The sequence below is a fragment of the Cellulosimicrobium sp. CUA-896 genome (genome assembly GCF_001942335.1).
Lineage (GTDB): Bacteria > Actinomycetota > Actinomycetes > Actinomycetales > Cellulomonadaceae > Cellulosimicrobium.
The window spans coordinates 36,747-51,575 of record NZ_MKKH01000055.1; the positions used below are offsets into that span (position 1 = coordinate 36,747).

A 14,829-nucleotide genomic window follows, 5' to 3' on the forward strand; every position below is an offset into this window, starting at 1 on the left:
GGCTCGTCGGTCGTCCGGGGCTGCGCCCGGGGTGGGGCGACCGTCCCGGGCCGCCGTGCCGCGCGTCTTGCGGATACCTTGTCATCATGGAGGAGTCCACGCAGCGCGTCGCGGCGCCCGGGAGCCGCGGACCGGCCCCCGGTGACGACGTCGGGGGCTACCTCATCGGGCCGCGGCTCGGCTCCGGCGCGATGGGCACCGTGCACAGCGCGCACGACGGGGGCGGCAACGTCGTCGCCATCAAGCTCCTGCACGCGCACGTGGACCGCGACGCCGCGGCCCAGGGCAGGGAGCGGCTGCGCCGCGAGGCCCTCGCGCTGCGGCGGCTGCGCCACCCCGCCGTCGCGCAGATCCTCGACGTCGAGCTGGACGGCCCGGAGGCGTTCATCGTCACCGAGCTCGTCGACGGCCCGACGCTCGAGGACGAGATCGCCGACCGCGGCCCGCTCGACGCATGGGACCTGTACGAGCTCGCGGACCAGCTCGCCGCCGCGCTCGAGGCCGTCCACGGGGCGGGCGTCGTCCACCGCGACCTCAAGCCGAGCAACGTGCTCATCGCCGCACGCGGGCCCGTGCTCATCGACTTCGGCATCGCGCAGGCGCTCGAGGACGCGCGCGTGACGTCCACCGGTCTCGTCATGGGAACCCCGGGATACCTGGCCCCCGAGCTGCTCGAGGGCGCGAGCCCGAGCGCCGACACCGACTGGTGGGGCTGGGCCGCGCTGCTCGCGTACGCCGCGACCGGGCGCGCGCCGTTCGGGGTCCGCCCGACCGACGTCGTCCTCGCGCGCGCCCGCAGCGGCAGCCCCGACCTGGCCGGGCTCGGCCCCGTCACCGCCGGGGCGCTCGCGGGTGCGCTGCACGCCGACCCCGCGGAGCGGCTCGGCCCGACGGAGGTCGTCGCCGCGCTGCGGCACGCCGCGGACGCGGGCGACGCGGCGACCCAGCAGGTCGGCCCGCCGACGGGCGCGACGCAGGTGGTGGACCCGGCCGCGGTCGCCGCGGCGTGGGAGGCCGGGCACGGCGCGCCGGTGCAGGTCGTCCCGCCGCCCCTGCCCGCGTCCCAGGCGCAGGTCAACGACGGGCGCACGGTCGCGGTGCCGACGGACGGCCAGGATCTGCTGGACGAGCTCGGCGCGCCCGTGCCCCTCGGGACGGGGGAGCCGCTGTACGAGCGTCCCGTCCCGGCACGGCGTCGCGGGGCGCTCGCCCTGCTCGGCGTCCCGCTCGTGCTGCTCGCCGCGGTGGCGCCGGGCGCCGCCTTCGCCGTGCTCGCCGTCTTCGTCGTCGTGGCGCGGGTCGTCGGGGTGACGACGGAGTCGCTGCACACCCGGCGCGAGCGCCGCGGGGTCCAGCGCAGCGACACGGCCCGCTCGCTCGCCGCGTCGCCTGGTACCTCGTGCGGGCGCTCGCGGGGGCGCTGCCGTCGCTCCTCGTCGCGGCCTGCGCCGGGGTGCTGGTCGTCGTGGCGGGGTGGTGGCTGCTCGAGGCGGACCGTGTCGTCGTCGCCCCCGGGCCCGACGGCGGCAACTCACCGGTCGTCACGACGCTCCTGCTGTGCCTGGCCATGCTCGCGGCCGTGGTCCTCGCGTGGGTCGGTCCGCTGACGTACCTGACGCGCTACGGGACCCGGACCGCGCTGGCCCGGGCCGCACCGGGCCGCACGGGCACGCTCGTCCTCGGGGGCGTCGGCGTCGTGCTGACCGTCGTGTGCGTGGTGCTGCTCGCGTCCGGTCCGGACGTCGTGTGGTGGCCCTTCCCCGGTCCTCCCGACCTGGGCTGACACCGCGCGGCCCGGGCGGCCGGCCTCCCGGACGCTGTCAGCCGGGTCCCAGCCGGCCTGTGTACGCTGGCGGCGTGCTCCGGACGGTCAAGCGCGGGACGGCCCGCGGCGTGAACCGCGCGTCCGTCGTGCCCGCGACCACCCGGCTGCTCGGGCCGGTGCTCCTCGTCCTCGCCCTCGCCGCGGCCGTCGTGACGCACCTCGCGGAGCGCGGGATCGCCGTGGTTCACCAGTGCGTGGACCTGCCGGGGCTCTGGGGCGTCGCGGGCATGCGGCTCGCGCTCGTCCACGCCGCACCCGACTGCCGTCCGGCACGGCGCTGGGCGGCGAGCCCACCGCGATGGTCACCGTGCTCGGCGCCCTGGCGCTGCCGGTGCTGGTCGCGCACGCCGCTGCCGGTCTCGTCGCGTGGGGCCTGTCCGCACGCGCCCGTCGAGCCCACGCCCGTGCCCGCGCGGTGTCCGACGGCGCCGCGCGCGTCCTGCGTGCGGTCGTCGCCCGGGTGCTCGGCGGCCTCCGCGGCCACGACGGTCCCGTCGCGGGCCCGCGCGTGCTGCGCCTCCCGCGTCGCGACGCGCTGCCGTCGCCGCTCCACCACCTCGCCGACGCGGTGGTGCGCACGCGGCGCGGGCCGCCGCTCGCCCTGGCCTGACGGCTCGCCCGGAGCCCGACGCCGACGACGCACCCGCCCCTGTCGCCCCGACGGCGACGCCGTACCCGTACCCGAAGGACCACCATGACCAGCAACGCACCCCAGACCAAGGCCCAGCGCCGCGAGGCCGCCCGCGCCGAGGCGCTCGCGGTGCGCGAGGCGCAGGCCAAGCGCGACCGCCGCAACCGGCTCATCACCATCGGCGCGCTCGTCGTCGGCCTCCTCGCCCTGATCGGCGTCTTCCTCGCCATCTGGATCCCGGCGATGAACGACCGCGAGCAGACCCTCGACGCCGTCGCGCAGGGTGACCTGAGCCAGGTCGAGAGCCCGGCGAACTCGAACGACGAGGGCGGCATCCCGATGGGCGCCGACGGCGCCGCGGGCACCGACAACGGTGCCGACGCCGTCGAGGTCGGCGTGTACCTCGACTACATGTGCCCCATCTGCGGCGACTTCGAGGAGACGAACGGCGCCTCGCTCGACGCGCTGCGCGAGTCCGGTGACGCCACCGTCGTGCTGCACCCGGTCTCCATCCTCGACCGCTTCTCCCAGGGCACGCAGTACTCGACGCGGGCCGCGGCGGCCGCGGCCTACGTCGCCGACCAGGCTCCGGAGGCGATGGCCGAGTTCAACACGATCATGTTCGAGAACCAGCCCGCCGAGCAGACCGAGGGACTCACGGACGACCAGATCGCCGACCTCGCGGAGCAGGCCGGCGTCCCGGCGGACGTCGCGGAGGGCATCGCCGACGGGACGGCCGCGGAGACCTTCGGCGACTGGGCCGCGACGGCGACGAGCCTCGCCACGAACGACGAGGCGCTCGCGAACCCGCAGTCGGGCGGCGGCTCGGCACGCCGACGATCACGATCGACGGCGAGCGCTGGGACGGCAACTGGTCCGACCCGACCGCGCTGACGTCCGCCGTCCAGGCCGCGCAGGGCTGACGCCGGACGACACCGGACGGGCGCGCCGGGCGAGCGGGTAGTCTGCTCTCTCGTCCGGCAGCCCGGCCCGCCGCCTTAGCTCAGCTGGTAGAGCACTCGCCTTGTAAGCGAACGGTCGTCGGTTCGATTCCGACAGGCGGCTCCCGCACGAAGCCCCCCGACCCGTCCGGTCGGGGGGCTTCGTCGTGCGGCGGCCGGCGTCGTCGTGCGCGAACCGCGTCAGTCCTCGGCGAGCGGCACGGGCAGCAGCTCCGGGGCCTTCGGCATCCGCCCGTCGCCCGACGACGTCCCCCGCAGCCGTCGCTGCGCCCACGGCAGCAGGTGCGTGCGGACCCACTGCGCGTTCTGCCGTGCACGGTCGAGGGCCGGTGCCGGGGGCAGGGGAGCGAGCGGGTCGTCCCACGCCGCGTCGTCGGGCTCCTGGCCAAGGCCCACGAGGGCCGCCTGGGCGACGCGGCGGTGGCCGTCGGGCGTGAGGTGGATGCGGTCGTCGGACCACATGCGCCAGTCCTGGAGCGCGCGCATGCCCCACAGGTCGAGGACGTAGGCGCCGTGCCGGCGGGCGATCGCCCACAGGTGCGCGTTGAACACACCGACGCGCGGGCGCGTCAGGCTCACGACGGGGGAGCGCGACGAGTCGAACCCGGTCGCCAGGAGCACGTCGATCCCCGCCGCACGCAGGCGTGCGACCTGCCGCTCGAGGTCGCGGGCGAGGCGGTCGACGTCGGCGCTGGGTCGCAGGATGTCGTTCCCGCCGCCGACGAGGCTCACGAGGTCCGGGCGCAGCTCGATCGCGGCCGGGACCTGGTCGGCGAGGATGGCGGGCAGCTTGCGGCCGCGGATGGCGAGGTTGGCGTACCGCAGCGGCTCCGCCCCGGCGTCGACCCGGCGGACGGCGAGGTGCTGGGCGAGGAGGTCGGCCCACCCGCGCTGGTGGTCCTCCTTGCCCGGGTACGGATCCCACAGGCCCTCGGTGAACGAGTCGCCGATCGCCACGTAGCTCGTCCACGGGGGCGGGCCCTCGGGGGTGGTCGAGGCGTTGCCGGCGTGCGGAGAGGTCGTGGGGTTCTGCGTCGTCACGGGGCCATTGTGCTCCTCGGTGCTCTCAGCGGGCAGGTGCCGCCGGGAGCCGCCAGTCGACCGGGGGTGCGCCCTGCTCCGCGAGCAGCGCGTCGACGCGCGAGAACGGGCGCGAGCCGAAGAACCCGCGACGCGCGCTGAGCGGGCTCGGGTGGGCGCTCGCGACGACGGGCGTGCCGCCCAGCATCGGCGCAGCGTGCCTGCGTCGCGGCCCCACAGGATCGCGACGAGCGGGGCGTCGCGCGCGACGAGCGCGCGGATGGCGGCCTCCGTGACCGCCTCCCAACCCTGACCGCGGTGCGAGCCCGGCTCGCCCGGCCGGACGGTGAGGACCCTGTTGAGCAGCATCACGCCCTGGTCGGCCCACGCGGACAGGTCGCCGTTCGCGGGCGTGGGGGCGCCGACGTCGTCGGCGAGCTCGGCGAAGATGTTCTGGAGCGAGCGCGGCACCGGGCGCACGTGGGGCTGCACCGAGAACGACAGGCCCATCGGGTGCCCGGGGGTGGGGTAGGGGTCCTGCCCGACGACGAGCACCCGCACCTGTGCGAGAGGCCGCGAGAACGCGTGGAGGATCGCGGACGGCGCGGGAAGGTACTCCCGTCCCGCGGCGACCTCGGCGCGCAGGAAGTCGCCCATCGCGTGGATCTGCGGCTCGACGGGCGCGAGCGCCTGCGCCCAGTCCGGGGCCATGACGTCCGCGAGCGGGGGTCGGGTCGTTCCGGCGGCGCTCTCCACGGTCACCGAGCGTAGCCCGCACCGGCGGGGCGAATCACACCGCTGTCGTTCGCGCCGTATACCCTGGTGCCCGACGCGCCGGAGCGTCGCCGCCGCGACCGCGGCGGCAGGCCCGGTGAGGACGACGTGCAGGAGGCGACCGATGGGCGAGGCGGCATACGTGCTCGACGGCCCCGACGCGACGCAGGGTCCGGACCGCGCGGACGCGGCGACCGGGCTGAGCGAGCGGGACCGCGAGATCCTCGCGTTCGAGCGGCAGTGGTGGAAGTACGCGGGAGCCAAGGAGCAGGCAGTCCGCGAGCTGTTCGACATGTCGGCGACGCGCTACTACCAGGTGCTCAACGCCCTCATCGACTCCCCGGCCGCGCTCGCGCACGACCCGATGCTGGTCAAGCGGCTGCGGCGCATGCGCTCGACCCGGCAGCGCGCGCGCACGGCACGTCGGCTCGGCGGGATCTGACCCCCGTCCGGCCACGATCCGGCCGTCGCGCTCCGTGAAAGCCGGGCGAACAGGGCGTTTAGCCAACGGCGCCCACCGGGCTACCCTGTCGCCGTGACGAAGAGCCGCTACCCCTACGCGCCCGACGAGTTCGACGCTCCCGCGCCGCAGGGCGCCCCCGTCGGCGTGCACCGCACGCCGCGCAGCGGGTGGAGCAAGACGTGGCCGTTCCTCCTGGTCGCCGTGGTCTTCGCCGGCCTGGCCTACGGAGCGTCACGCTGCTGTCCGGCGGGTCCGACGAGGCGCCGCCGCAGGCGCAGTCCACGGAGCCCGCCGCGGAGGAGTCGGCCGAGCCGCCCGCCGAGGAGACGACGGAGCCGCCGGCCGAGACCGACGCACCTCCCGCCGAGGAGGAGCCGCCCGCCGAGGAGACGCCGGAGGCACCGGACGTCGACGCGCTGCTCGCGGCCGCCGACCCCAGCGCCTACGTCCGCGTGCTGAACGCGAGCGGGCTGACCGGGATGGCGGGCACGGGCAAGGACGCGCTCGACGCGCGCGGCTTCACCCAGGTCGAGGCGGCGGACTACGAGGGCAGCCCGGACGACGTCGCCGTCACCACCGTCTGGTACGGCGAGAACCGTGCCGAGACGGCGGCGGCCGTCGCGGCCGTCCTCGGCATCCCCGAGGAGAACGTCAGCCAGCAGCCGCTGCGCTCGGGCGACGTCGTCGTCATCATCAAGTCGGAGCTCACTCCCGCGGGCTGACCCCCTGACCAGGACGTTCGTCCATCTCGCACCCGTCCGTCCGGACGTCGCTCCGACCTTCCCCGGGCGCACGGTCGCCGCTAGGCTCGGCGTACCGCGGGGCCGAGGGAGCCCCGCGGGCGACGACGCACGAGGAGACCTCGATGGCTCAGGGCACCGTGAAGTGGTTCAACGCGGAGAAGGGGTACGGGTTCATCACGCCCGTCAGCGGCGGGCAGGACCTGTTCGTCCACTTCAGCGCCATCCAGACCGACGGCTACCGCACGCTCGAGGAGGGGCAGGAGGTCGAGTTCGAGCTCGGCCAGGGCACCAAGGGCCCGCAGGCCGAGCAGGTGCGGCCGCTCTGAGCCCGTCGCACGACGGGCTCTGACCCGTGACGGAGCACCTCGACGCCGTCGTCGTGGGGTCGGGGCCGAACGGCCTCGCCGCCGCGGTGACGCTCGCGCGCGCCGGCCTCGACGTGCGCGTGCTCGAGGCGCAGCCGACCGTCGGGGGCGGCTCCCGCACGCTCGACCTCGGGCTCGCCGAGGGGATCGTCCAGGACGTCTGCTCGGCGGTGCACCCGCTCGCGTGGGCGTCCCCCTTCTTCGAGGCCTTCGACCTCCGTGCGCGGGGCGTGGAGCTCGTCGCGCCCGACGTGTCGTACGCGCACCCGCTCGACGGCGGGCGCGCGGGCGTCGCGTACCAGGACGTCGCGCGCACCGCGGAGCGGCTGGGGGCGCCCGACGGCGCGGCGTGGCGCGGCCTGCTGGGACCGCTGGCGGAACGGTGGCGGGACACGGTCGCCGTCGCGCTCGGCGACAAGCGCTCGGTCCCGGGACGGGTGCTGCGACCCGAGGGCGCGGCGACCGCGGCGCGGTTCGGGGCCGCCGTCCTGGAGCAAGGCACCGCCGCCTGGGGCCGCCGCTTCGCGACGGAGGAGGCCGCGGCGCTGCTCACCGGCGTGGCGGCGCACGCGATCACCCCCTTGCCCTCGCTGGGCGGTGCGGGCACGGCGCTGCTCCTCGCCGCGCTCGGCCACGCACCCGGCGGGTGGCCGATCCCGCGGGGCGGGTCGGGCGAGATCGTGCGCGCCCTCGTCGACGACCTGCGCGCCCACGGCGGCGACGTCGTCACCGGCCACCGTGTGGCCTCGCGCGCGGACCTGCCGCCCGCGCGCGCCTACATGTTCGACACGGCGCCGCGTGTCGTCGCGGACGTGTTCGCGGACCGGCTCTCGGCACGTGCGGAGGCCGGCCTGCGCCGGTTCCGCCACGGCGACGCCGCGGCGAAGGTGGACCTCGTGCTGTCCGGTCCCGTGCCGTGGGCGGACCCGGAGGTCGGCCGCGCGTCCACGGTGCACGTCGGCGGGACGCGCGCCGAGATGGCGCAGGCGGAGTCGGACGTCGCGGCCGGGCGGCACGCGGAGCGCCCCGTCGTCCTCGTCAGCGACCCGACGGTCGCCGACCCGGGCCGTGCCGCCGGGGGCCTGCGACCGCTGTGGACGTACGCGCACGTGCCCGCCGGGTCCGGCCGCGACGTGACGGAGGACGTCGTGGCGCAGATCGAGCGGTTCGCCCCGGGGTTCCGTGACGTCGTCGTGGCGTCTCGCTGCATCCCCGCCGCCGGCATGAGCGAGCACGACGAGAGCTATGTGGGCGGCGACATCGCGGGCGGCGCGGTGACGATGTGGCAGATGGTGGCCCGGCCCGCATTGCGGGCGGACCCGTACGCCGTCGGGCTCGAGGGCGTCTACCTGTGCTCCGCCTCCACGCCGCCGGGGCCGGGCGTGCACGGGCTCGGCGGCTGGTACGCCGCGCGGCGGGTGCTGCGCCGGGAGTTCGACGTCCGCGACGACCCCGACCTCGGCCCCGACCGCGGACCCGTTCCGGCGCCGGGGTAGCCCTGTCCCACGGCCGGGGGACGGTCCTACCGCGGCGCGTCCTCGAGCTCGACGAGCGCGAGGACGACGAGCGCGGAGCTCCACGACAGGGGCGCGACGGCCGCCGGCGACCCGTCCGCGAGCACCTTCTCCGGGATCGCGCCCGACGCGGTCCGGTGCTCGTCGAGCCAGCGCAGCCACTCGCGCGCGTCCGCGCGGTCGTCGGGGTCGGACGACGACGCCGCGGCCAGCGCGTAGAGCGCCGTCTGCGGCGTCCACGAGATGCCGTCCTCACGCCACCCGGCGCCGGGCGCGAGACCGCCCGCGGGGCGCAGCATCTCCCGGACGGACGCGAGCCACGCGTCGTGGGCGCCGTCGAGCGGCTCCGGCTGGAACGGCGGGAGGACGAACGCGGTGGAGGCGTCCCGTGCGCCGCCCGTCACGTGGCGCGGGTAGCCCTGGTCCCCGAACGCGCCCTCGACGGCGGCCCGCAGCCTGCCCGCCGCGCCGACCGCCGCGCCCTGCCGCGCGCGGGTCGCGGCGAGCGCCGCGTCGGCAGCACGCGTCGCCTCGCCGGTCGCGCTGCCGGGGTCCACGGCGAGCGCGGGGACGACGGCCGGACGGTCGGACGGGGCGTCCGCCCCCGCGAGCCGGTAGAAGTCGGCGGCGGCCTCGAGCCCGGCGAGCAGCGGACCGGCCGTGCCGAGCGTGAGCGACGTCGGCTCGACCTCCCAGTAGTCGCTCGACGCGGGCGGCAGCGACGCCTCCGCGAGGAGGGACAGCGCGTGGTCGGCGCAGGCGTCGACGAGCGGGCGCAGCACCGCCGCGACGGCGGCGCGGTCGTCGGCGGGGGCCTCGGCGAGCACGACGTCCGCCGCCCACAGGACCCAGCCCACGCCGTCCGACTGGAGGCCGCGGTCGTCGGGCACGCCGGACCCGTCGGGCAGGTAGCGCGCGTGGAAGGACCCGTCGTCCTCCTGCACCCGGGCGAGGAAGCGCAGGACGTCGAGCGCGTCGTCGACGTGACCGGTGCGCGCGAACGCCGCCGCGGCGAACGACGCGTCGCGGGCCACACGTAGCGCCACTTGGGCGGGGCGCGGCGAGCGAGGCGCCGTTGTCGAGCACCAAGGAGCGCAGGTCGAGCAGCGCCGCCTCGCCGAGCTCCTCGAACCGCCCGCCCGCGCCGGGGACGACACCGGACGCGAGCCAGGCGCGCGAGGACGCGGCGGCGTCGTGCGCGGCCGCGTCGTCGAGGAGGAGCGCGGCGTCGATCGGCGCTCCGGCGACCTGCGCGAGCCGGTGCGCCTCGCCGTCGGCCGGGTCGACGCCGTCCACGAGGCCCGCCGGGTCGAGGCCCGCGGGGTCGAGGACCCGGCTGCCGTCGAGGTAGACGGCGGCGGCACCGGGAGGCAGCCGCAGGAGCGCGTGCTCCGTGACGGCGATACCGTCCTGGTAGAGGTCGATGTGCTCGCCGGTCGGGACGGCGGTGGCCGTCGCCGCCGTCAGGCCGAGGGCGGGGACGAGCACGAACCCGGCCAGGGCCCCGAGGCGCCACGTCGTTGTTGCGCGGATCACACCGCGCATCGTAAGGGATCGCGTGCGACCCGGCGGAGGGCGCGGTTCGCGCAGGGCGATATCGCGGACCACCGGATGCCTTGCACTCGCCGGGCCCGAGTGCCAATAATGGCGTTAGCACTCTCCGTGCGAGAGTGACAGAAGTGACCAGCGCAGGCGGCCGTCTCATCGCGGCCGCGGCGCACGAACCAGGTCGACAGGTGAGGCCCCACCGGCGGCGTGACATGAACGTCGCCCGGCGCGGGTCGTCCGTCGCGGGCGCCGGCCGACCGCCACACGCCACCAGCGGAGGATCATTCCCCATGGCCAAGATCATCGCGTTCGACGAGGACGCTCGTCGGAGCATGGAGCGCGGGCTCAACCAGCTCGCCGACACCGTGAAGGTCACGCTCGGCCCGAAGGGCCGCAACGTCGTGCTCGACAAGAAGTGGGGCGCCCCCACCATCACGAACGACGGCGTCTCCATCGCCAAGGAGATCGAGCTCGAGGACCCGTACGAGAAGATCGGTGCGGAGCTCGTCAAGGAGGTCGCCAAGAAGACGGACGACGTCGCGGGTGACGGCACCACCACCGCCACCGTGCTCGCCCAGGCGCTCGTGCGCGAGGGCCTGCGCGTCGTCGCCGCCGGCGCCAACCCGATCGCCGTCAAGCGCGGCATCGAGAAGGCCGTCGACGCCGTGACCGAGCAGCTCCTCAACGCTGCGGTCGACGTCGAGACCAAGGAGCAGATCGCCGCCACGGCCGCGATCTCCGCCGGCGACCCGGCGATCGGCGAGCTCATCGCCGAGGCCCTCGGACAAGGTCGGCAAGGAGGGCGTGATCACGGTCGAGGAGTCGAACACCTTCGGCCTCGAGCTCGAGCTCACCGAGGGCATGCGCTTCGACAAGGGCTTCCTCGCGCGCTTACTTCGAGACGGACCCCGAGCGCCAGGAGGCCGTGCTCGAGGACCCGTACGTCCTCATCGTCGAGTCGAAGATCTCGAACGTGAAGGACCTGCTCCCGGTGCTCGACCAGGTCATGAAGCAGGGCGCTCGCTCCTCATCATCGCCGAGGACGTCGAGGGCGAGGCGCTCGCCACCCTGGTGCTCAACAAGATCCGCGGCACGTTCAAGTCCGTCGCCGTCAAGGCCCCGGGCTTCGGCGACCGCCGCAAGGCCATGCTCCAGGACATCGCGATCCTCACCGGCGGCCAGGTCATCACCGAGACGGTGGGCCTCAAGCTCGAGAACGCGACGCTCGACCTGCTCGGCCAGGCGCGAAAGGTCGTCGTCACCAAGGACGAGACCACGATCGTCGAGGGTGCGGGCGACGCCGACCTCATCGCGGGTCGCGTGAACCAGATCCGTGGCGAGATCGAGAAGTCGGACTCCGACTACGACCGCGAGAAGCTCCAGGAGCGTCTCGCGAAGCTCGCCGGCGGCGTGGCGGTCATCAAGGCCGGTGCCGCGACCGAGGTCGAGCTCAAGGAGCGCAAGCACCGCATCGAGGACGCCGTGCGCAACGCGAAGGCCGCCGTCGAGGAGGGCATCGTCGCCGGTGGTGGCGTCGCGCTCATCCAGGCCGGTGCCGCCGCGTTCGAGAAGCTCGAGCTGGACGGCGACGAGGCGACCGGTGCGCAGATCGTCAACGCGTCGATCTCGGCCCCGCTCAAGCAGATCGCGATCAACGCCGGTCTCGAGGGCGGCGTCGTGGCGGAGAAGGTCAAGGGCCTCCCGTCCGGCCAGGGCCTCAACGCCGCGACCGGTGAGTACGAGGACCTCCTCGCCGCCGGCGTGAACGACCCGGTCAAGGTCACGCGCTCCGCGCTGCAGAACGCCGCCTCCATCGCGGCGCTGTTCCTCACGACCGAGGCCGTCGTCGCGGACAAGCCGGAGAAGGCTCCGGCGGCTCCGGGTGGCGACCCGGGCATGGGCGGCATGGACTTCTGACGCGGAGCCGGGTGGGGCCAGGGTGAGGTACGAGGCCTCGGTCCCGCCCGGTGCAGCGGCAGGAGGACCATGAAGGTGGACTTCTGATCCACGCCTGACCCGCCCGGTCCGCCGGGGGTAGCACGCAGGGCCGTCGGCCGGGACTCCCGGCCGGCGGCCCTCGTCGTACGCGGTCCCCGGCCGGCGACCACGCGCCCGGGGGTAAAGGGCCCGCGTAACGACGTGGAAACGTGCGCGAAGCATGTCCGAGACGTCGACCGGTCACCCTCGACGGGCCGGACGCGTCCGTACGCCGATCACGAACGGCTGCCGATGGTGACGGCCCCGGGGCGCCGCCGCACCACGCTCGTCACGACCGAGGTCCCCGAGAGAGCCGGAGCTGCTCGTGCCCCACCGTCCCGCCCCGTCCCGTGCCGTCGCCGACGCCGGACCGTCCGCGTCGACCACCCGTGCGGTCGGGGCGGCCTCCGCTGTCGCGCTGGCCGTCGTGCTCGCCGGGTGCTCGACGGCCGGCCCTGCCACGCCGGCGAGAGCCTCGGACGCGTCGTCGACGCTCGCGCTCGCCGAGTCCGCGGAGTACACGACGCTGAACCCGCTCGAGCAGCCGCTCGGCATCACCGGAAAGATGTACGACGGTCTGGTCCGCGTCGGTGCGGACGGGGTGCTGGAGCCGGGACTCGCGAGCGCGATGCCCTCGCCCGACGCGGACCTCACGACGTGGAGGGTGACGCTGCGCGAGGACGTCACCTTCTCGGACGGCTCGGTCTTCGACGCGCAGGACGTCGTCGCCGCGTACACGGCGGTGCGCGACCCCGGCTACGGCTCCCCGCTCGCCGCGGACTACGCGATGGTCGAGTCCGTCACGGCGCAGGACCCGACGACCGTCGTCTTCGAGCTGTCGTACCCCTACGCGGGCCTGGCCGCCCGCCTCACGCTCGGCGTGCCGGCGGCCGAGGCCCTCGGGACGTCGGTCGCCGACTCGTCGCTCGTGTCGCAGCCGGTGGGGACGGGCCCCTACGACGTCGCCGAGTGGCGTCGCGGCGACTCGCTCACGCTCGAGGCGCGCGACGACTGGTGGGGCGGGACGGCGCAGGTCACGACGATCCACCTCGTGTTCGTCCCGGACGAGACGGCGCGCGCCCAGCGGGTGCGGTCCGGCGAGGTCGACGGCGCGCAGCTGTCGCCCCTGACCGCGGGCTCGCTCGACGGCACCGGCGGGATCGAGGTCGTCACGAACCCGTCCGCCGACTTCCGGGCGATCTCGCTGCCGACCACGCTGCCGTTCTTCGCGGACTCCCGGGTGCGCGTCGCGCTCAACCTCGCCACCGACCGTGACGCGATGGTGGAGGGCGTCCTGCAGGGGAACGGCGTCGCGGTGTCCACGCCCTTCACGCCCGCGCAGGGCGACGCCTTCGCGCCCGACGCCGCCTTCGAGCACGACCCGGACGCCGCGGCCGCCCTGCTCGACGACGCCGGCTGGAGGCCCGGCCCGGACGGGGTGCGTGCCAAGGACGGGGTGCCGCTCGCGTTCGACCTCATGTACTTCGCGGACGACACGCTGCGCCGCGACGTCGCGCAGGCCTTCGCGTCCGACATGTCGCAGATCGGCGTCGACGTGCGCCTCGAGGGCGTCGACCGCCCGCAGGCCGTCACGGGCATGCGGGACAAGGCGTTCGTCCTCGGCGGCGGTGACATGCCCTACGACCCCGACGCGCAGGTCTACCGCGTGCTGCACTCGGCCTTCGCCGCGTACGACCCCGACGACGCGTACTCCAACCCGTCGATGTACGCCGACCGCGAGGTCGACGCACTCCTGGACGACGCGCGGCGCGAGCAGGACACCGGTGCGCGCGACAGGCTGTACCGCGAGCTCCAGGACCGCCTCGTCGCTGACCCGCCGATGGTCACGGTCTTCGCGCTCGAGCACACCTACGTCGCGCGCGGGCTCGACGCCTGGGACGGGATCGTCCCGGTCGTCGAGCCCCACGAGCACGGTGTTGCGTGGGGGCCGTGGTGGAACGTCCAGGAGTGGACGGCGCGTTGAACGCGCTCGCGCGGGCGCCGGGATCGCGCGCGTCCGCAGCCCTGCGTCTCGCCGGCAGGCGGCTCGCCTGGGCCGTCCCGCTCGTGGTCGTCATCAGCCTCGCGGTGTTCGCGCTCGCCGCCGTCTCCCCGACGGACGCCGCGGCGTCGTTCCTCGCGCGCGCGACGAGTTCGCCGGGTCCGCGGCCCGTCAGGGCGTCCAGGACCTGCTCGGCGACCGGCACTGGCTCGCGTCGTGGTGGCACTGGGTGTCCGGCGCGCTCGGCGGCGACCTCGGGTGGTCGACGACGACGCGTACCGACGTCGGCGTCGTCGTCGCGGCGCGACTGCCGTGGACGCTGCTGCTCATGGTCCTCGGTCTCGCGCTCGCAGCCTGCGCCGGCGTGGTGCTCGCTCTCGTCTCCTCGCTGCGCCCCGGCGGACTCGTCGCCCGCGTCCTCACGGGGAGCCTGTGGGTGCTGTCCGCAGTGCCGTCGTTCCTCGTCGCGACGACGCTCATGGCGGTGCTCTCCCTCGGGCTCGGGTGGCTGCCCGCCGGCGGCCTGACCAATCCGGGGGCCTCCCTCACCGCCGGGCAGGTCGGGCGGCACCTCGTGCTGCCCGTGGTCGCGGTCGCGCTGTCCCAGCTGCCGTGGATCACGCTGCACCTGCACCGCGCGACCACGGCGCAGCTGCGCACCACGGCGACGGAGGCCGCGCGACTGCGCGGCGTGCCGGAAGGGCGCGTCCTGGCCCGGCACGTCCTGCCCGGAGCCGCCGTGCCGACCCTCGCGATCGCCGGGGCGCGACTCCCCGAGGTCGTCGCGGGGTCGGTGCTCGTGGAGCAGGTGTTCGGGTGGCCTGGCCTTGGCCAGGGGCTCGTGGAGGCCGCTCTCGCCCAGGACTTCGCCCTGCTCGCGAGCGCCACCGTGCTCCTCACGACGGTCGCCGTGCTCGGCGGTCTGCTCGCCGACCTCGCCCTCGTCCGGATCGACCCGAGGACCGACCCCGATGCCCTCTGACCTGCTCCCGGCCGCGAGACCGG

Annotated in this window: 13 protein-coding genes, 1 tRNA gene and 2 pseudogenes; 13 read left to right on the forward strand and 3 right to left on the reverse strand. The window is 75.5% G+C overall.

Features of this window, described 5'->3' with window-relative positions; genetic code table 11:
- Window positions 1–86 precede the first annotated feature (86 nt).
- The 5 genes from BJF88_RS14715 to BJF88_RS14730 all read left to right on the forward strand — a co-directional run bounded on the left by BJF88_RS14715 (window position 87) and on the right by BJF88_RS14730 (window position 3,521).
- Entirely contained in the window at window positions 87–1,607 is a 1,521-nt protein-coding gene (locus tag BJF88_RS14715; RefSeq protein ID WP_255372058.1) for a serine/threonine-protein kinase, read from the forward strand.
- Entirely contained in the window at window positions 1,580–1,783 is a 204-nt protein-coding gene (locus tag BJF88_RS22410) for a hypothetical protein (RefSeq protein WP_255372059.1), read from the forward strand. Before BJF88_RS14715 ends, BJF88_RS22410 begins: the two co-directional genes overlap by 28 nt.
- A gap of 340 nt (window positions 1,784–2,123) precedes the next feature.
- A complete protein-coding gene (locus BJF88_RS14720; protein WP_075829351.1) occupies window positions 2,124–2,435 on the forward strand; it encodes a hypothetical protein in 312 nt (103 codons plus the stop codon).
- 84 nt (window positions 2,436–2,519) lie between these two features.
- The gene (locus tag BJF88_RS14725; protein WP_255372060.1) at window positions 2,520–3,350 is read left to right on the forward strand and encodes a DsbA family protein; all 831 of its coding nucleotides are present in this window, start codon (window positions 2,520–2,522) and stop codon (window positions 3,348–3,350) included.
- A gap of 98 nt (window positions 3,351–3,448) precedes the next feature.
- Window positions 3,449–3,521 (forward strand) — tRNA-Thr (locus BJF88_RS14730).
- A 77-nt stretch (window positions 3,522–3,598) separates the two neighbouring features.
- On the opposite strand, the gene BJF88_RS14735 is transcribed toward BJF88_RS14730, so the two are convergent.
- Window positions 3,599–4,459, reverse strand: coding sequence for an SGNH/GDSL hydrolase family protein (locus BJF88_RS14735; RefSeq protein ID WP_369824633.1), 861 nt, complete (start codon window positions 4,457–4,459; stop codon window positions 3,599–3,601).
- Window positions 4,460–4,484: 25 nt separating this feature from the next.
- A pseudogene (locus tag BJF88_RS14740) lies at window positions 4,485–5,149 on the reverse strand (uracil-DNA glycosylase).
- Window positions 5,150–5,336: 187 nt separating this feature from the next.
- Here BJF88_RS14740 and BJF88_RS14745 point away from each other — a divergent pair.
- The 4 genes from BJF88_RS14745 (at window position 5,337) to BJF88_RS14760 (ending at window position 8,279) form a co-directional block, all read left to right on the forward strand.
- Complete coding sequence (locus BJF88_RS14745; RefSeq protein WP_083649181.1) at window positions 5,337–5,654, forward strand: DUF3263 domain-containing protein; 318 nt, start codon at window positions 5,337–5,339, stop codon at window positions 5,652–5,654.
- A 200-nt stretch (window positions 5,655–5,854) separates the two neighbouring features.
- Complete coding sequence (locus tag BJF88_RS14750) at window positions 5,855–6,397, forward strand: LytR C-terminal domain-containing protein (protein WP_075829353.1); 543 nt, start codon at window positions 5,855–5,857, stop codon at window positions 6,395–6,397.
- A gap of 143 nt (window positions 6,398–6,540) precedes the next feature.
- Window positions 6,541–6,744, forward strand: coding sequence for a cold-shock protein (locus BJF88_RS14755; RefSeq protein ID WP_069387810.1), 204 nt, complete (start codon window positions 6,541–6,543; stop codon window positions 6,742–6,744).
- 26 nt (window positions 6,745–6,770) lie between these two features.
- Window positions 6,771–8,279 carry an NAD(P)/FAD-dependent oxidoreductase gene (locus tag BJF88_RS14760; RefSeq protein WP_075829354.1) on the forward strand — a complete coding sequence of 503 codons (1,509 nt, stop codon included), beginning with the start codon at window positions 6,771–6,773 and terminating at the stop codon, window positions 8,277–8,279.
- Between the two features lie 26 nt (window positions 8,280–8,305).
- Here BJF88_RS14760 and BJF88_RS14765 read toward each other — a convergent pair whose 3' ends face one another.
- The gene (locus BJF88_RS14765) at window positions 8,306–9,331 is read right to left on the reverse strand and encodes a glycoside hydrolase family 15 (RefSeq protein WP_139316096.1); all 1,026 of its coding nucleotides are present in this window, start codon (window positions 9,329–9,331) and stop codon (window positions 8,306–8,308) included.
- On the opposite strand from BJF88_RS14765, the gene BJF88_RS14770 reads away from it, so the two are divergent.
- From BJF88_RS14770 to BJF88_RS14785, 4 genes and pseudogenes are all read left to right on the forward strand, one after another.
- A complete protein-coding gene (locus BJF88_RS14770; RefSeq protein ID WP_139316097.1) occupies window positions 9,288–9,971 on the forward strand; it encodes a hypothetical protein in 684 nt (227 codons plus the stop codon). The genes BJF88_RS14765 and BJF88_RS14770 overlap by 44 nt on opposite strands.
- Window positions 9,972–10,135: 164 nt before the next feature.
- A pseudogene (gene groL, locus BJF88_RS14775) lies at window positions 10,136–11,762 on the forward strand (chaperonin GroEL).
- Window positions 11,763–12,147: 385 nt separating this feature from the next.
- Entirely contained in the window at window positions 12,148–13,806 is a 1,659-nt protein-coding gene (locus tag BJF88_RS14780; RefSeq protein WP_255372061.1) for an ABC transporter substrate-binding protein, read from the forward strand.
- A 247-nt stretch (window positions 13,807–14,053) separates the two neighbouring features.
- On the forward strand, window positions 14,054–14,806 hold the full coding sequence (locus BJF88_RS14785; protein WP_222844018.1) for an ABC transporter permease: 753 nt from the start codon (window positions 14,054–14,056) through the stop codon (window positions 14,804–14,806).
- The last annotated feature ends 23 nt before the right edge of the window (window positions 14,807–14,829 follow it).

Bases quoted from the DNA above. Each gene is read 5' to 3' on its own strand.
- BJF88_RS14715 (WP_255372058.1), top strand. From the start codon at position 87: ATGGAGGAGTCCACGCAGCGCGTCGCGGCGCCCGGGAGCCGCGGACCG.
- BJF88_RS14720 (WP_075829351.1), top strand. From the start codon at position 2,124: ATGGTCACCGTGCTCGGCGCCCTGGCGCTGCCGGTGCTGGTCGCGCAC.
- BJF88_RS14725 (WP_255372060.1), top strand. From the start codon at position 2,520: ATGACCAGCAACGCACCCCAGACCAAGGCCCAGCGCCGCGAGGCCGCC.
- BJF88_RS14745 (WP_083649181.1), top strand. From the start codon at position 5,337: ATGGGCGAGGCGGCATACGTGCTCGACGGCCCCGACGCGACGCAGGGT.
- BJF88_RS14755 (WP_069387810.1), top strand. From the start codon at position 6,541: ATGGCTCAGGGCACCGTGAAGTGGTTCAACGCGGAGAAGGGGTACGGG.